This is a genomic window from Methylophilus sp. UBA6697, from assembly GCF_002454655.1.
GTDB lineage: Bacteria > Pseudomonadota > Gammaproteobacteria > Burkholderiales > Methylophilaceae > Methylophilus.
In genome coordinates this window covers 1-16422 of the sequence record NZ_DKJH01000034.1, presented here as the reverse complement: position 1 = coordinate 16422, position 16422 = coordinate 1, and the positions used below count along the sequence as shown (strand labels likewise).

Genomic DNA, 16422 nt, shown 5'->3' with positions numbered 1-16422 from the left:
ACCATGACCCGCAAAACTGGCCCATGCTGCGTGAAGCGCTCAAGAAAATGGGCCGTGCCGATTTAATTGGTAATGGTAAAAAGCATTTGGTGCCGGCGTATCAGCCTGCGGTATTGCAGCAAATTGTGCAGTCCGACGGCAGCCGTTTCCAGGCCAAGGCCATGCCTAAAGGCTTTAACCAGACCAAGAATCCTGCTTATAAGCACAAAGCCAGAAAACCTGGTGCAGGCCGCTAATAAGGCAGCCCCAATACTTGATAGCCCAGGGTCGGGCTGTCCAGTTTCTGTGCACGGGCGGTCAGGTCGTTTGCATTCGGGAAATCTATGGTTTCATAATGCCAGTTGACCCACACCTTGTGGTCGCTGCCTTCATGCATGCAGGCATAGTTACGATGAAATAAAAAGCGATTGCCGGCGGCGTCTTTGCGTAGCGTGGCTGACAATACGCAACCGCCGCCGAGGTCAATATCCGGCTGTGTAACGCTAGAGGCCAGCCGGATCACGGATTGCTCCATGCTCAATGGCGGCGGATGCACAATGCCTGAGGAAATCAATTGCACGATGTTGCCTAGACCAGCTTGGTTGCCCTGACCTGACTGGTTGTTAGGCCCAGGTTGCTCGCGATAGGTGCCGCTGGCAGCGACATGCACATCTCCAGAAATAATAAATACTTTGGTCTGGGCTTGAGTTTGCAGCTCGGCTTGAAACTGCAGCAGGCGTTGCAGAATGCTGCACATTTCATCGTAATGCGTACTGAAGCGCCAGTGATCCGCCATATCGTCATAGGCATCAAACTGGATGCTGAGGCGGATATTGTGATCGCTTTCGGAAAAGTGCCGGTAAAGAAAAGGCACGCCACTCAGTATCAGCAACTTCTGGCCAGCTTGCCAGCCTGCCTGTAAATCGGCCAAGCCCTGAATAAAGTCTTGTTTGCCACTACCCATAATGTTGTGCAAAGTGCGCTGGCTACGGTTATCCATGGCCAGCAAGCCGTAGTCACGGAAGTTTAGGGTAATGCCAAAATGCGCAGGTGCGGCAGTGCGTTGCTGCAAGGCGCGGTTGTTGGTCCCTCTCAATTGAAACAGCGTGAAATACTTTTTTGCACTGTCAAACATGGCCTGGTAGGTCGGGCTGGTTTCCAGGCGATAGGGTTGTGAGCCCCAACCATCAATAATGTCATGGTCATCCCACATCATGACGCTGGGAATACTGGCCAGGCAGTAGCGCAAGGCCGCCGATTGCGTCCAGCTTCTGAGATAAGTGTCGAAATAGAATTGATCGATACGCTGCCTGAGCGTGTCAGATACTGGTGCGGTCAATTGATCTTTCAATGGCTTTTGTGACCAGGCATACAAAGGCTGTTTTTCATTGAAGATGGCGTCGGCATAAATCTGGTCACCCCCCATGATCAGGGCCGCATAAGGCGCATCGACGACTTCTGTATAAGGCATGGCCGCGATATGTGCGGCCTGCTGTTGCTGCATGCGTTGCCACAGGTAGTCGATCGGCGCCGGATGTTGTGTGCGCACCTTGTCTGATGAAAACCCATTGCATGACGCAAATGCCAGTTGTACCTGCTGCTTGGCTGCCGGGCAGAAAAATGACCAGTCAGTGACCAGGTTGTTGCGCGTTTGTGTGTAACTGGCCGGTTGCGCATCAATTAAAATCTGGTAATCACAGACTTGGTCTAGCGGTGTCAGCGGGATAGCGATTTCTGCACGCCAGAACTTGCCGCGCCCCAGGCTGCTGATCAAGGTGAATTCACTACGCAAGCTTTGCTTGGCGATGCGATAAGCAAGGGTAGCGGCATTGACGTCGTTTTCGGAGAGAAAGCAAACAGTGTAGATGGTGGCTTTTTCGTGCTCACCTTCCAGCCCCAGCAAGGGCCCTAATACAATATTGTGTGATGACATGCGTGCTCCGTATGTTTGTATGGCTTAAGTCGCAGTATCCAGCAGGCCTGGTAATAGAGTTTGTATCTGCTCGGCCACTATTTTATCCGGATGACTGGCAGGCAGTTTAAGGTTTTGCGCAATATGCTCGCCCAGCCGGCGATAACTTTCAAACTGTGACTCACTGAAAAACTGGTCTACCGTACTGTGGTGCGGAAAACTGGGTTCCTGCAATTTGAAGTTAATCAAATCACTGGGTTCGTCACCAGTCAGCGAGCTTTTGATATACACCAGGTAGCCCATATGTGCCGGATCACCATCGCCCAGATAATCAATGCTGCCAATCGCAAAATGGCGGGCACCGCATTTAAACAAGCCATATTTGCAATCATTCACTGGCAACAACGGGTTGATATCCAGCTTGATGGTGATGCCGAAATCGACTTTGCATTTACGGATGGCATTGCCCAGGTCTTCAAACTCATAGCAACCATCAGCACCGGCATCAATGGCAACGATCAGTTTGCAGCGGCGGCGTACCAGCTCGTAAATGCCCAGGTTCTCAAAGTGGCCGCCATCAGATAGATACAAATAGCCAGAGGTAGGGCCAGTGTTGGTGATCAGTTCTTTGATCAGGTAAAACAGGTTCCAGAACGGTGATTGCCGCTGTGGCGGGTTGCGCAGCCTCAATTTGCAGTTAAATCGCATGAGCAGCCTGTTAAAGTAATTCTCATGCAAGGGGTTGCCAAACCAGCGCCCAAGACGCGCATTGAAGATGGTCATGATAAAGCCCATGACCGGGTTGGTGTGATAGCCCATATTCGGGCTGGCAGCTGCACCACTGGTAGACACCAGGCTGCCCAGCTCCGGCCCGCCTTCGCCGGTGTAATGGTGGGTGTCATACCAGATTTCGGTATCAGGTAATTTAAAACCGCAGTAATAAGGGCTGAACATAAACGAAGCGGCCTGACGCTGTTGCCAGGCCAGTTGCGAGCCATCGCTGATATTGACCGCCGTGTTCACAATATGGGTAGGGCGTTGTCCGCGCAAAGCAGACATGGTGACATCATCGTTATTATCGAAGCCGGTGAAACTGTTGGGTTTGCGATGGTTGTTGGTGGCGCCCAGATAGCAACGCGTCAGGCGGTTGCGGTAAAAGTTATGCAGGGAAAACACATTGATATCGATGCGCCAACTGCCTAAAACGACGACGAACAAGGCTGCGGCAAACCACAGGCCGCGATGCGGTGAAAGGTATAGGCTGAAACTCAGATAGCCGGATACCAGCAGGATCAGCGCGACCACAATATAGGGCAGTGCGGTGGTGAATGTGCCTTTCAGGCTATTGGGTGACTCTGTCCCCGTGACGCGGCTTTTACCTAGCCTGGCGGTGAAAAAAGCCAGCAACCAGGAGCCAATCCCGGTCAGGCTTTTCTCGGCGGTCCCCAGGCTGCCCAGCCAGTGGTGAATGAGCACCGGGATATAGAGCGCGCAACCAAACAGCGCCAGCCAGATGACACAAAAACCAATATTGATGCCGCCAATGCGGTGCCACCATTCACGCGTACTCACCTCTATTACGCGCCCACCTATGCCCATGGCGGCCACCAGTCCTGCAGAAATCAGCAGTGAAATCACCGGGACGCCCAGGCCTATCCAATAGTTGGGCTGGATATGGCTGGTCTCATGATCGACTGCATAGGTTGTGAATAATTGTTGCCAGCTTGACTGGGGAATTCCCCACAACAGCAAGATGAATCCTGCCACCCCGCATAAGAATGCCAGCACAGGGTAAAGCGCATGGGCTGTGCTGAGGCAGTCGCGACGACTGAAGTAGAATGAGCTGGCTAAGCTGATTAGCGCGAGGGCCATGCCTGTTTTGCCGGGAACGGTTTGCGCTGCATTTTCAAGCAGTTGCCGCAATAGGCCGCTATCCAGTGTGAATGCGGGCAACAGAGTGCCATGGATTTCCGAGTGACTGAAAAAGATCACTGACATCATCAGGACAATTAACACGCAGAGCAGGAGTACCTGGTTAAGTAAGGTATTGGCCATCCATTGTGCCAGTGCCGCCAGGGTGTCGCCGGTGAATAAACCGGTTTTGGGCGTCAGGTAATTGCTATAGCTGCGTAACCAGAGAATGGCTTTTTCAGTGGCAGTGAGCTGGCGCGCGACGGGACTTTGCGGCTGTGTGGATAACACCAGCTCGGTCTGCACGGTATTGACGTGATTGCTGTGTTTGATCAGGCTGGAAAACCAGGCGCCGATATAACCACCGCCAGACACTGTCGACAGATAGTCAAATTGATTAAGCAGGCCTTTCTTTGCCAGGCCTTGCAGGATACCCAGGTTGAGGGTGGCACTACGGATACCGCCACCAGAGAAGGCCAGGCCGATCAGGTTTTCACGATGAATGTCCTGGCGTAAATGCGCCATGCCACGAATTTCCGCATCCAGTACCGCGTCAAAAGAATGCGTTTTATATGGGTCGGTATCTTCAGTCTGGTCGGTCGGGTGCATGGCAGTCTCCCTGAGCATATTGTTGATATTATTTAACACATGGTAGCGCTGTATCATATAAGTGACAACCTTTGGGCGCATACCATACGGCGCAGGTGCGCAAAAATGGCATGCGATGTGTCATTCTATGAGAGGATGTCGGCTGGCGGGCAATAGGGATTGCCTGTGCAAACAAGAGGGCGTGTTTGATGTGGATGAGTAAATCTATGCAACGTGTGATGCAAGGGCTATGGCTGGCTGCCACAGCGTTTTTATGCCTGGGCCAGCCGGTCAATGCCGCTGAAAAAAGCCTGTTTTGGCAGCTGGAATCCCCAGGCGGGCAAGTAAGTTACCTGTTTGGGACCATGCACACGGATGACAATCGCGTCACTGATTTCTCCCCTGCGGTGTTGCAGGCACTGAAACAGGTGGATGCATTTATGCTGGAGGTGGCAGACGCACCGCCCGCGTCTTTGTTGCAATTGCCACAAGGTAGCCTGAAACAGTATTTGTCTGAAGCCGAGCTGGATAAGGTGGCCAGCCTGGCCGATATGCATGTGATGCCGATGGACAGGGTGCTTAAAATGAAACCGTGGTTGCTGGCGGTGATATTTGATCTGCCCAAGCCACAAACACCGTTCGCGCAGGATTTTCTACTTAAAGCCAAAGCGGAGGAACTGGATAAGCATATACTGGGGCTGGAAAGTCCGCAGGAACATTTTGGCGTCATGGATGGCATGACGCAGGACGAGCAATTGTTGATGTTGCGGGCCGTGCTCAAGCGTAGCCAGAAGCAAAAAGAGGGCGATTTTGAACGGCTGATGAAGGCTTACCTGGCCGGGGATGCCGAGCAGGTGGCTAATATGGATGACGCCATGACGCGCGGGATCTTGCCTGCCGCTTTGTGGCAGCGCATGCGGGTAAAGTTATTGGATGAGCGCAATGTGCTAATGGCTGCACGCAGTATCGATCAGGCCAGGCAGCGCCCGGTATTTATTGCGGTTGGCGCCGCGCACCTGGCGGGGCAAAGTGGCTTGTTACAAGCGTTTAAACAGGCCGGGTTTAAGCTGACACCGCTGAAGAAATAGGCGTGTTTTAATCGTAGGTAGCGTTAAGCGTGGTTTGAGCGGGTCTCTTGTGCAATACGCGAAATATGGGCGACGAAATCCGCATCTTCACCGACCAGCAACCTGGGCAAGTGCTGGCGAAAGTCTTCACGCAGGCACCACTCGCGCATATAGTCTTCCCATGACATCCAGCGCCGCAAGCGCTTGCCACGCATATCGGGGTCATAGGTCAGCAAATAAGCGCGTTCAAACAGTGAAATCAAAATTTCGAATAGCACCAGTTTGCGCTCCTCCTGCTCGGCTGTCATTACTAAAGGTTCGCTATGCGAGCGTAATTGCAGGTCAGGATGCGCCATCACCAGCTTTAAAAAGTCGGTATAGTTGTCTGCCAGTAACTGGTAGACCTCTTCGTCTTCGTTCTCACGCTCTTTGCGTTGCTCAAGCATAAACGTCACAATCGCCAGCGGCAAGCCGACGACGGTGACGACATAACTCAGTAATTCCCAGGTGTCCTTGTCTATCATGTCAGTGTCTCTGTCCGTTTACAGGATACTCTCAAAAATACGCGATGACTGCTGTTTGAATTTTTGCCAGAGCGGGCGTTGTTGCCACTGTTCCAGTTCAATTTTTTCAGCATTTTTCAAATCTTGCTGAAAACGGCGTTCAAGCATGCTGGCCGTTTCATTGCCCAAAATCACCACATCAATCTCGGCATTGATGCCCGCACTGCGATAGTCCAGATTGGAGCTGCCAATCACTGACCAGACACTATCAATAGACACCATTTTGGCATGTAATACCTGATCCTGCATCTCGTAAATCTCGACGCCATGTTTGAGCAAGTGGCTGTAATGCGAGCGTTGCACATTCATGGAGAGTGTAGAGTCACTGAAACTGGGCACGAGTAGCGATACTTTGACGCCACGGTCAGCCGCGTTGACCAGGGCCTCTTCCTGTGCGCTGGTTGGTACAAAGTAGGCAGAATTCAGGATGATGTGGTGTTCTGCATGCTGTATTGCGGCGATCAGGGTCAGGTAGTACGGCGAATCGGTATTTTTGCGTTTGCTGGCAGGCGTGGTGATCACGCGTACGAACTGTCCTCCCTGTTTGGCCAGCGGTGGGAAGAAACTGCTTGTATCCAATGGCTGCGCAACATCCCAGTGGTCGAGAAACGCTTGCTGGATATTGGCCACCACAGGGCCAGTGATCATGACATCGGTATCTCGCCAGTCCGCCTGATTGAGGTCCGGCAGTTTTTGTTTGCTAAAGAATCTGAGCGAGCCTTTGCTTTGATAGGTTTTGCTTAAATTGACGCCGCCGACGATGGCCAGTTTGCCATCAACGATCATGATTTTACGATGGTCGCGCTGATTGATTCGCGCCAGTGTGCTGGCTTGTACGGGATGAAAAACCGTGATTTTGGCGCCTGCTTTTTTCAAAGTCTCAAACAGTGCAGGGGGCGTATCGCCTGAGCCAATTGCGTCGTAGATCAAGTGAACGCTGACCCCTTGTGACAGTTTTTGCAATAGCAGTGCCTGTAAGGTGATGCCGCCGAGGTCGACATCCTCAAACGTAAAGTATTCCAGATGAATATATTGTTGTGCCCCTGCCAGGGCCTGACGCATATTGCTGAAGGTGAGTTCACCATTAAACAGTAAGGTGACTTTGTTATCGGCATATAAGCTATTGCCTGCAATCGCCTGTTCCACGCGCAAATGTTCAGCCAGTGCTGCACGAATGCTTTCGTCGGGCGACAGTTTTTTTAAGGCCTGCTCGACTTTGCCCGGTGGCAAGGCCTGTTTGGCCGTGACGACTGTAATCGGTTGTGTTTGCGTATTGATCTCATTGAGGGCCAGCTTGGCATCGGGGATAGATGCGCAACCAGACAGCCACAGGCCTAACAGGTATAAGCAAGCGCGTGACCAGCGCTGGCAAAGATCTTTAGTAAAACGGCTGTGATGAAGACAGCAAAGGCCTGGGCGTGTGCGGATTGTTGTGGGCATGGCGTCCACCATCACCATTAGGATGAGATGATTTAGGAAACGTGGCTGGCGTGCTGCTGGATCACGTCCATGCACTCGTCAAATTGCAGGGATTTGTCGAAAAAGTACTCAACGCCCATGTTGTGCGCCAGGTTACGGTAATAGCTGTTGCCGTGATTGGTCAGCATGACGATATCAGGGGCTTTAAACGGATAGCCTTGCTGGCGTGTGTGGCGTACCACATCAAAACCGGTGCCTTTGGCTAACTCAATATCCAGCACAATCATGTCGTACTGCCTGGCATTGAGCAAATCAATGGCTTCGTCGCTGGTGGTAGCGATGTCCCTGACGTCGAGTTGGTCACAGTCGTGCAACATCTCGACGATCACATCGCGAATCAGGGCAGAGTCTTCAACTAACAATAATCTATACATGACGGTTTAACCAGTGACTGATGTCAAATAAGGGGTTAACACAGGCTGCTTGGCGATGATATTCATGCGTACATTCAATCGTATTGGCTTAATTAAGCAAACCGTATTTGATGGCATAGTAGGTCAAGTCAGCATTCGATTTCATGGCCATTTTTTCCAGGATACGGCTGCGGTAAGTACTGACCGTTTTGATACTGATAAATAACTCATCCGCAATGGCGGTAGGCGTTTGGCCAGTTGCCAGTTTAACGAATACCTGGAATTCGCGGTCAGACAAGGTTTCGTGCAACTGCTTCTCTGAGGGATGACTGAGTTCGTTGGTCATCAGCTCAGCCAGTTCGGCCGAAATGTAACGCTTGCCTGCAGATACGGTGCGAATGGCCAGGATGATTTCATCTGAATCCGCATTTTTGGATAAATAGCCTTTGCAGCCATTACGCATTAAATTCAACGCATATTGATCTTCTGCATAACCACTGAGCACCAGTACCGGTAAGTCCGGCGACACATGTTTGAGTTCGTGCAAGGTATCCACCCCGTTTTTGTCAGGCATGGAAATATCAAGCACCATGGCATCATATTCATTTTTGCGCACCAGCTGGATTGCCTCTGCCCCTGACGAGGCTTCCCCGGTCACTTGCAGATCATTTTCCAGTTCGATCAGGTTACGCAAACCATCACGCACAATGCTGTGATCATCTACCAAAAGAATTCTTTTCATGCGGTTCTCTTAAATTCGTTAGTCAGGGTTTATGTCTCAGCTTGCAGATTTTTCGCCATCATTGTCTGGCGGAGCTGCCGGGTCTGTTTGCGCATCTGGCGCCATTTCTTTTCTAAATAAGCGCCAGTCCTGGCTGATCATCGTCAGCGAGTCAGCAAATAAGGGTTTCTTATGCCAAATGGCGCGTACAGAAATAAAAGCAATAATACCGATAATTGTGGGCACCAGCATTGCCAGGCCAAGAATTAAAGAGCGGTTTGGATGTTGCCACAATAGTGAAAACAGCCACATCAAGCCGAGTAAACCGGTAAAGATGAACATGCTAAACACCACCAGCATGCCTACCATGCTGGTGGCCAGGCGTTCAGTTTCCTCCAGAAAATCCTGTTTCAATTGTTGTGCACGGTCTTCTGTGTAATCGGCGACGTGATGACGCAAATTGAAAAAACTACCTTTCAATGCGCTCACTTTGCGATTTAAAAACAAAACAGCGACAAATTTCAAGAGGTTTACCCACATAGCTTTCCTTGCTTATTCACGACGTTTGGTGCCTAACAGGTATCCTATCAGCAAACCGACACCAGCGGCTACCAGCACGGTGCCCAATGGATGTTCCTGCACAGTATCGGCGGTCTTGTCTTTGATCGAGTGGTAAGTGTCGCTCACTTCGCGTTGCACTTGCTCTTTGACACGGCCCGCTTTTGAGCTCAGGTTGGAGGCAAGGGCTGCCGCATTTTCTTCGCTGGTTAAACGGTCAATATTGCTTTTCAGGGTATGAATCAGCTCTTTTGCCTTGTCCTGCGTGGTGTCCGCAGTATCATTGACGGCATCCAGCAGCTCATTGGCAGTCGATTTCACCTGCGCAGCGATTTGTTCAATGGCCTGGTCAGAGTGTTTGGCCAAGCGATCAGTCGTGTTCTCAACATTGTCTTTTGAAAAATTAAACATTTTGAAACTCCTTTTTAAATCGTGGTTTTACATACGTAGTTTAGTGTCTTAACTCACATAACAAATAACTCGTTATGACTGATTGGACAGTTGATTAAACGAAAAGTGTTTTCAACATGTGGCCATCTTATCCAACTGCCATGCAATCTACCTATCGGCCAGCCACCGATATCAAAGTCAGAATTCTCTGACAGTGCATTAATTCACAAGGCAACACATCTTTACGTTGCTGTTAGTTCGCAACACCGCTATGATGCGTTTGATATATTGTGAACAATACACGCAAAAAACGTTACGCCGGATTGCCTGATTTTTCAATCTCTTCACTCAACCGCCATGCAAAAATTCAGAACCTACCTTATCGCCCTGCTTGATCGGCTGGAAAAAATCAGTGATACCTTTGGCGGTAACACGGTGGCTTTGCTCACTGTCAGTCTGATGCTGGCGGCCGCCATGCTGGTGGTGAATGACCGCTTTATTGTCACCACCCGCGAAAAAACCGACGTATTAGCCATGCTCGACCAGTTGCTGCTCGAAACCTGGAAAACCCAGTCCAACCTGGCCGTTGCCGAAAGTGCGCAGCGCGGGTATTTGCTCACGCGCTCAGAAAACTACTTTAAACCTTATGATGATGCGACCAAGCAAATGAGTCAGCATCTACGCAACATCAATAAATTGCTTAACCATACCAACTTGGTCAAGCATCCGGTGATACAAACCACCATGAGCGAGCTGGTGAACAGTATTGTGAAGAAGTCTGCTGAAATGAGCGTGACCATTGATTTTGCTAAAAAGCGCCAATTTGATAAAGCATTGGCGGTCGTCAAGCTGGATTCCGGGATCAAGGAAAGCCGTAATATTGAAGTATTGTCGCGCCAGTTTGAAAAGCTGGTGCTGGATTACCGTGACGAAGTGGCCGATACGCGGGATACGACACGCAAATTGATGCGCTGGTTTGTCATGGCCTGCCCGCTGATCTTTGTATCATTGGTGGTGCTGGTGATACGCCGCTTGTTACGCGAACTGGCGGAGAAGGCTAATTTATATGTACGCCTGACCGATGAGAACGCGGAGTATGAGCGCAATATCCAGCGCCTGACCACTACTGTGCAGGGCCAGGCCTTGCAGGCGCAAACCAATATTGAACATGAGCGCTATCAATTATCCCGAGAGTTACATGATGAACTGGGCTCTTTGCTAACTGCGATCAAGATGGATATTTCCTGGGCGATCAAGCATGTGAAGGATCAGTTGCCGCAGGTGACCGAGAAGCTCAAAAAGACCAATCAGTACCTGGATCGCAGTATTAATTTTAAACGCGAAATCGTACAAAACCTGCACCCGGCCATGATTAAGAGTTTTGGCCTGATTGCGTCGTTGCAGAACCTGATTGATGAGGCCAGGTCACGTAACCAGTGGCAAATGGATATCATTATGCCAGAGCAGGAAATGGCGATTAACGAGACCGTCAGCCTGATTGTTTACCGTTTGGTGCAAGAGAGTTTGAATAACTGCAGCAAATATGCCAAGGCGACCGAAGTCTCTGTGCATTTAATGCATGACGATCAGCATATCAAATTAGAGATCGTGGACAACGGTATCGGCTTTGACCCGGAAAAACTCACCAATAGCACCCATGGTATCAGCGGTATGTGTAACCGTGTGGAGTCGATTGGCGGGCATTATGAAATCACCAGCGCTCCGCAACAAGGCGCCAGCACGCGCGTACTGTTGCCGTATCTCAAGAGCGATCCTTCTGCTGCCTGAGTGCAGCCCTAGCCCCACTGTAGGCCTATTCTGACATGACATTCAGTCGTTGGACGACTGACCTGACACGCGCACCTCATTAATATGGCCACACAAGACAGCAGAACTGTTTTGTGTAACGCGTGAAAAAGGAGACGCTCATGTTAATGTCAAAATACACACAAGCAACAATCTTTGGCGGCCTGTTGGCGACAACCATCACATTAAATGCTTTCGCATTCGATCTACAGGAAGTCCAGAACGGTGAAAAACCCTACCTGGAAGAATTTAACACCCTGGACAAGAATGCCAATAACTCACTGAACTGGTCCGAGTTGCAACAGGACAAAGGGGTTAAGCAACAAGATTTCAAAGCGTTTGACCATGATAAGGATGGTAGTTTGAGCTACGACGAATATGCAGAGCTCAAAACACAAACTGGTCAAAAAGCGATCAAAGGCGCCATGTCCGATAGCTGGATTACCACCAAAGTAAAAGCCCGCTTGCTGGAAGAGGAGTCATTGAAGTCCCTCAAAATCAGCGTGGAAACACACAAAGGTGAAGTGCTGATTAGTGGCTTTGTGTCTGAGGCTGCGCTGAAATCCAAAGCCGAGCAACTGGTGGCCAGCGTTGAAGGCGTCAAGTCTGTGAAAAACGCTATCGTGGTAAAAGGCTAATAAACACCCCCTCGCAAGCTACATATTCTCTCCCAAGTGCGTAGCTTGCTTTTTTCTTGCGGCGGGTTGTTCTTCATGTGTTGACTGATTCATCCTCTGTACAACTTGAACAACTCGCCACCTTATGCAACAGAAAGGAAACATCATGAATAAGATGAACCGATATCTGGCAATGAGTACGATGATTGCATTATTAATGGGCGGTAGTGCCAATGCACTGGCTGCGGGTGTGCTAGCCAAAGCTGAGCCCATGTACAATTTTCTGCCTAGCGACACCGTGGTTGATAATGTGAAAAANNCCAGTGATGGATGCGCCGGCGGCGGGCCCTGAAAGCGGTCGGCCCGAAAGCGAGCAGATTGACGCGCAATGAACAGAGCGGGAGGGGCGGCCCTCCCGCGCGTTAATCTCCAGTGGATTGACGCGGCAGGAGTTAGTGATGCTGGGGCATCACATGTCGACCGGATTCGTACTCAACCTGGTTGGACTGGCGGATGAACAATAGCTGGTCAGTGGCAAATCCCAGTTCTTTGGCTTTGGCCATCAGGTGCTGTTTGATCGGGTAAGTGAGTTGTGGGGTGCGCGACAGTATCCATAGGTAGTCACGACCGCTACTCACCAGTGCATAGTTGTAATAGGGCTGGTCTACTTCGAGGATGTTGTAATCCCCATAAAAGGGCCCGAAGAAAGACACTTTAAGGCGGCCAGTCCGGCTGCCATCTGCATTGGCTGGATCGACGAACTTGGCTTTGCCTATGGCTTCACTCCAGTCGTTTTTCTCGGGACTAAATCCACGGTTAACCACTTTGAGCGTGCCATCTGCTTCCAGGCTATAGGTGGCGGTCACCTGTTCCAGCCCTTTTTCAAATGTGTTGTCCAGCCTGGCAATTTCATACCAGGTACCCACATATTGGGTCGGGTCAAAACGGCGCACAATGGCCTGTTCAGCTTGCGGTGGCAAAGGCGCTGAGCAAGCGATTAAGGTGAGTGCAAGCAGCGGTGAACAGAGTAGTGACAAACGGGTAGCTAACATGATGTGAGTGTGTAGATGAAGGATATAAAGCCCGTCATGACTGACAAGACAGTTTAAAATAACATAAATTCAATCAAGGCAACATTCAAGCAAGTAGTTAATTCAAATAAGGGAAGATGATGAAGTTTTTAAAGATATGCAAGGTATGGGGTGTGTTGGCATTGTTATCGACGACAGCGATGGCAGATAATCTGGAAACCGGTCTCGGTGGCGGCGTAGGCGCAGCTGCTGGCACTGCGGTTGGTAGCGTACTCGGTGGCAGTACGGGTGAGGTGATTGGCGGTGCCGTAGGCGGTGGCCTGGGTGGGGCAGCGACAACTGGCCGCGCTGGTCGTACAGGGGCCATTCTGGGCGGTGCCGCTGGCGGCGCAACGGGTGCCATGGTTGGCCGTAAAGTCAGCGGCACCACGACTGGCGCCGTGGTCGGTGCAGGGGTAGGCGGTGCCGGTGGTGCGGTTGTCGGTAAGGTGATTGACGAACCTGATCCGTACCAGAGAAGTTACCGTGGTAAAAAAGGCAAAAAACATGGCCACCATCATGGCCGCGGTCATCATCATGATTAAACCCCTGTCATCCTGCGTGAAGCGTTAGTCCTGGAGTCACTGCCATGAGAATCTGGATATTATCAGTCAGCCTGTTATGCGTGAGTCATATCGTGCAGGCACAAAGTTGCAACAATCAAGCCGTCGGCGCCAGTGGTGTCGGTGGTTTGGCTGGTTCGGCCATTGGGGCTGTCATGCTGGGCCCTGCTGGTGAGGTGTTGGGTGGCGCAGTGGGCGGTGCCGTTGGCAGTATGGTCGCCAATGGCGGCAAGACTCAACCTCATACCATGCTAGGCGGCGCGGTGGGCGGTGCTGGCGGTGCGATTCTTGGGCGTGGATTAGGTGGCGGCCGTTTATTGGCCGTGCTTGGTGCAGGCTTAGGTAGTGCAGGTGGTGCCTGTGTGGCACAGCAGGCCGGGACCGGTAAAACTCACCATGCAGCCAGTGCAAAGAAACGTTCGGCTAATAACGCAACAGCCAAAGCGCAAAAGTTGCTGGGCAGTTAATTCACCATCGCCTGCGACAAGCTTGCTTGATCGCAGGTTATTTTCCCATCAGCGCAGCACTGGCTTTTTTCAGTTGGTACATCATGGTGTCCCCTTCAAGCAGCAGTTGATCCACTGATTTTGGTTGCTGGGGATCAAACTCGACGATGCCTTGTGAGAATGATATTTTATAAGGTTGTCGCAGTTGCTGCCGGATCATGTCTAAATGATTGCATAGCCTTTGCGTCACAATATGTGCTTCTTGTTCACGGGTGCAGGCGAGCAAGATCACAAATTCATCGCCACCCAGTCGCGCAAAAATATCCGAGCTGCGGCCCATTTGTTTCAGTGCTTTGCCAAACGTCTGCAAGGCACGATCGCCTTCATCATGGCCATAGGTGTCGTTGATGATCTTAAAGTCATTCAGGTCTAAAAACACTAGGGAGGCATGCAATTGGTGACGGCTAAAGTAATTGAGGTATTTTTCCGTCAGCATGATAAAGCCGCGTCGATTACTGAGGTCGGTCAGTTCATCCATGGTCGCCAGTTCAATCGCCGCCAGCTCGCTCTCTACCATGGTTGCCAGGTCATCCAGGTCTTCTATATCCCTGGCTGGAAACTCCCGTGGTTGCGAGTCAATCAGGCATAAGGTGCCGACTTTAAACCCATGGGTGGTACGTATTGGCCTGCCAGCATAAAAGCGAATATGTGGTGCAGCCGTCACCAGTGGGTTATCAAGAAACCTGGGGTCTTTGGAGGCATCATTAATGACGAAGGTGTCATTGCCTAAAATCGCATGACCACAAAAGGAGATGTCGCGTGAGGTTTCTGAGACTTGCAGTCCCATGCAGGACTTGAACCATTGGCGATTGGTATCGACCAGGCTGACCAGCGCAATCGGCACATTAAACATGCGCGTCGCAATTCTGGTTAACCGGTCAAAACGTTCTTCTGCCTGCGTATCAAGGATGGCGAGCGCGCGTAATACATGCAAGCGCTCTATTTCATTGGCAGGAATAGCTGGTATTTGCAAAGCACTCGATCCTTTGACAGGGATGTTGTAACGATCATACCGCGTTTTTTATGATTTATACAAAAAAATACAACTGTTTTTCCAGGTGAGTTTTTGACAGGCCTAAGGCTGCGCTTATGCTTGTGTGGTCGCGAGTTTTAAACCGATAATGCCCGCCATAATCAAGCCCAGGCTAATGATACGCAAGGCAGATACCGGCTCGTTAAAGAGCCAGATACCGCCAATCACCGTCCCCACAGCACCGATGCCAACCCAGACGGCATAAGCCGTGCCGACTGGCAACGATTTGACGCAGAGGCCCAGTAACCAGACACTGATAATCATGGCGAGAATGGTCCAGAATGAAGGCCAGAAGCGGGTAAAGCCATCCGTATATTTCAATCCTATGGCCCAGGCCGTTTCAAACAAGCCAGCAATAACCAGGGTTAGCCACGTCATAAAGTTTCCTTTTTAAGTGATGCGATTCAAGGCTGCCGCATAAATCAAGACTGGACAGCGATTAAGTCCTCGGCGGACAGCCAGCGCCACTGGCCTGCCGCCAATGTTTCAGGCAATACCAGTTGACCGATTTTGATCCGTTTCAATGCCTCGACACGGTTGCCAATCGCGGCAATCATGCGTTTGACCTGGTGGTATTTTCCCTCCGCCAGGGTCATGTGTAGCACCGTTGCAGAAATGCTGGTCACCGCCAGTGCTGCAATGGTTTCTTCCTCATCAATCAGTTTGACACCAGCCAGCAAATGCTCAAGGTCGGCCGCACTCAAGGCGTGCTTACAAGTGACTTCATACACTTTAGGCACATGGTGCTTGGGAGAGCTGACTTTATGGATAAACTGCCCATCATCCGACAGCAGAATCAGCCCCGTGGTGTCTTCATCCAGGCGGCCTATGCATTGAATGCCGCGCTCCACCAGCGGCTCAGGCAGCAGCGTGTAAATGGTTGGGTGGAACTGGGTTTTGTGCGTGCATTCATAATGCGCAGGTTTGTGCATCAGCAGGTAGCTATGTTCGCGGTATTGCCAGGCCTCGCCATTGACGGTGAAATGCAGGTCGCCATCCAGAGCAAATTTGGCGTCCGGGTCATCGCATATTTCACCGTTGACGGTGACTTCCTCGTTGATGATTAAAATACGGCACATCTTGCGTGTGCCAAAGCCCTGACGGTGCAGGATACGTTCTAAATCTAATGTTTTTGCCATGATGGGATTATACGTGAATTGGAAGTGGGCTTTTGTGTGACTGGGTTTCTTATGTGCTAGAAGGTCATTCTTACGTGGGGTGACTACTTGTAGGGATTTTTTTGCTCGCGATTGTATTGGGTTGGAAGGTTTCTTTTCGCCTTTTTGGCGAGTTACTTTTCCTTGCT

The 16422-nt window shown here is 50.8% G+C and carries 18 protein-coding genes; 6 read left to right on the top strand and 12 right to left on the bottom strand.

Annotation, left to right across the window (positions count from 1 at the left end; all coding sequences use genetic code 11):
- Positions 1–236, top strand: a 236-nt coding sequence (locus B3355_RS09785; RefSeq protein ID WP_292783219.1) for a DUF3362 domain-containing protein, incomplete at its 5' end; no start/stop codon positions are given.
- Here B3355_RS09785 and B3355_RS09780 read toward each other — a convergent pair.
- Together B3355_RS09780 and B3355_RS09775 are read right to left on the bottom strand one after the other, a co-directional pair.
- Positions 233–1912: an alkaline phosphatase D family protein gene (locus B3355_RS09780; RefSeq protein ID WP_292783216.1), complete on the bottom strand. Its 1680-nt coding sequence runs from the start codon at positions 1910–1912 to the stop codon at positions 233–235. The two genes, B3355_RS09785 and B3355_RS09780, sit on opposite strands and share 4 nt — an antisense overlap.
- Positions 1913–1936: 24 nt before the next feature.
- Positions 1937–4492: a patatin-like phospholipase family protein gene (locus B3355_RS09775; RefSeq protein ID WP_292783213.1), complete on the bottom strand. Its 2556-nt coding sequence runs from the start codon at positions 4490–4492 to the stop codon at positions 1937–1939.
- Positions 4493–4599: 107 nt separating this feature from the next.
- Here B3355_RS09775 and B3355_RS09770 point away from each other — a divergent pair, with 107 nt between their 5' ends.
- Positions 4600–5478, top strand: coding sequence for a TraB/GumN family protein (locus B3355_RS09770; RefSeq protein ID WP_292783210.1), 879 nt, complete (start codon positions 4600–4602; stop codon positions 5476–5478).
- Positions 5479–5501: 23 nt separating this feature from the next.
- Here B3355_RS09770 and B3355_RS09765 read toward each other — a convergent pair whose 3' ends face one another.
- The 6 genes from B3355_RS09765 to B3355_RS09740 all read right to left on the bottom strand — a co-directional run bounded on the left by B3355_RS09765 (position 5502) and on the right by B3355_RS09740 (position 9542).
- The gene (locus tag B3355_RS09765) at positions 5502–5981 is read right to left on the bottom strand and encodes a hypothetical protein (RefSeq protein WP_019882974.1); all 480 of its coding nucleotides are present in this window, start codon (positions 5979–5981) and stop codon (positions 5502–5504) included.
- Between the two features lie 18 nt (positions 5982–5999).
- The gene (locus B3355_RS09760) at positions 6000–7460 is read right to left on the bottom strand and encodes a phospholipase D-like domain-containing protein (protein ID WP_292783204.1); all 1461 of its coding nucleotides are present in this window, start codon (positions 7458–7460) and stop codon (positions 6000–6002) included.
- A gap of 32 nt (positions 7461–7492) precedes the next feature.
- Positions 7493–7873 carry a response regulator gene (locus tag B3355_RS09755; protein WP_019882972.1) on the bottom strand — a complete coding sequence of 127 codons (381 nt, stop codon included), beginning with the start codon at positions 7871–7873 and terminating at the stop codon, positions 7493–7495.
- An 88-nt stretch (positions 7874–7961) separates the two neighbouring features.
- The gene (locus B3355_RS09750; RefSeq protein ID WP_019882971.1) at positions 7962–8594 is read right to left on the bottom strand and encodes a response regulator; all 633 of its coding nucleotides are present in this window, start codon (positions 8592–8594) and stop codon (positions 7962–7964) included.
- Positions 8595–8630: 36 nt separating this feature from the next.
- Positions 8631–9113: a phage holin family protein gene (locus B3355_RS09745; protein ID WP_292783198.1), complete on the bottom strand. Its 483-nt coding sequence runs from the start codon at positions 9111–9113 to the stop codon at positions 8631–8633.
- A 12-nt stretch (positions 9114–9125) separates the two neighbouring features.
- Entirely contained in the window at positions 9126–9542 is a 417-nt protein-coding gene (locus B3355_RS09740) for a DUF883 family protein (RefSeq protein WP_019882969.1), read from the bottom strand.
- A 336-nt stretch (positions 9543–9878) separates the two neighbouring features.
- On the opposite strand from B3355_RS09740, the gene B3355_RS09735 reads away from it, so the two are divergent.
- Positions 9879–11309 (top strand): CHASE3 domain-containing protein, encoded by a 1431-nt coding sequence (locus B3355_RS09735; protein WP_292783193.1) that lies wholly within the window; start codon positions 9879–9881, stop codon positions 11307–11309.
- Between the two features lie 140 nt (positions 11310–11449).
- A complete protein-coding gene (locus B3355_RS09730; protein WP_024929285.1) occupies positions 11450–11965 on the top strand; it encodes a BON domain-containing protein in 516 nt (171 codons plus the stop codon).
- A gap of 431 nt (positions 11966–12396) precedes the next feature.
- On the opposite strand, the gene B3355_RS09725 is transcribed toward B3355_RS09730, so the two are convergent.
- Complete coding sequence (locus tag B3355_RS09725; RefSeq protein WP_414683419.1) at positions 12397–12996, bottom strand: lipocalin family protein; 600 nt, start codon at positions 12994–12996, stop codon at positions 12397–12399.
- A gap of 119 nt (positions 12997–13115) precedes the next feature.
- Between B3355_RS09725 and B3355_RS09720 the strand changes: the two genes are divergently transcribed.
- Both B3355_RS09720 and B3355_RS09715 read left to right on the top strand, forming a co-directional pair.
- Entirely contained in the window at positions 13116–13559 is a 444-nt protein-coding gene (locus tag B3355_RS09720; RefSeq protein ID WP_047517079.1) for a glycine zipper domain-containing protein, read from the top strand.
- A gap of 44 nt (positions 13560–13603) precedes the next feature.
- Positions 13604–14044, top strand: coding sequence for a bacteriocin (locus tag B3355_RS09715; protein WP_292783189.1), 441 nt, complete (start codon positions 13604–13606; stop codon positions 14042–14044).
- A 37-nt stretch (positions 14045–14081) separates the two neighbouring features.
- On the opposite strand, the gene B3355_RS09710 is transcribed toward B3355_RS09715, so the two are convergent.
- From B3355_RS09710 to B3355_RS09700, 3 genes are all read right to left on the bottom strand, one after another.
- A complete protein-coding gene (locus B3355_RS09710; RefSeq protein ID WP_292783187.1) occupies positions 14082–15056 on the bottom strand; it encodes a GGDEF domain-containing protein in 975 nt (324 codons plus the stop codon).
- A 114-nt stretch (positions 15057–15170) separates the two neighbouring features.
- Positions 15171–15494, bottom strand: a complete 324-nt coding sequence (sugE, locus tag B3355_RS09705; RefSeq protein ID WP_019882955.1) for a quaternary ammonium compound efflux SMR transporter SugE — start codon at positions 15492–15494, stop codon at positions 15171–15173.
- A 44-nt stretch (positions 15495–15538) separates the two neighbouring features.
- Positions 15539–16255 (bottom strand): pseudouridine synthase, encoded by a 717-nt coding sequence (locus B3355_RS09700; RefSeq protein ID WP_292783184.1) that lies wholly within the window; start codon positions 16253–16255, stop codon positions 15539–15541.
- Positions 16256–16422 lie beyond the last annotated feature (167 nt).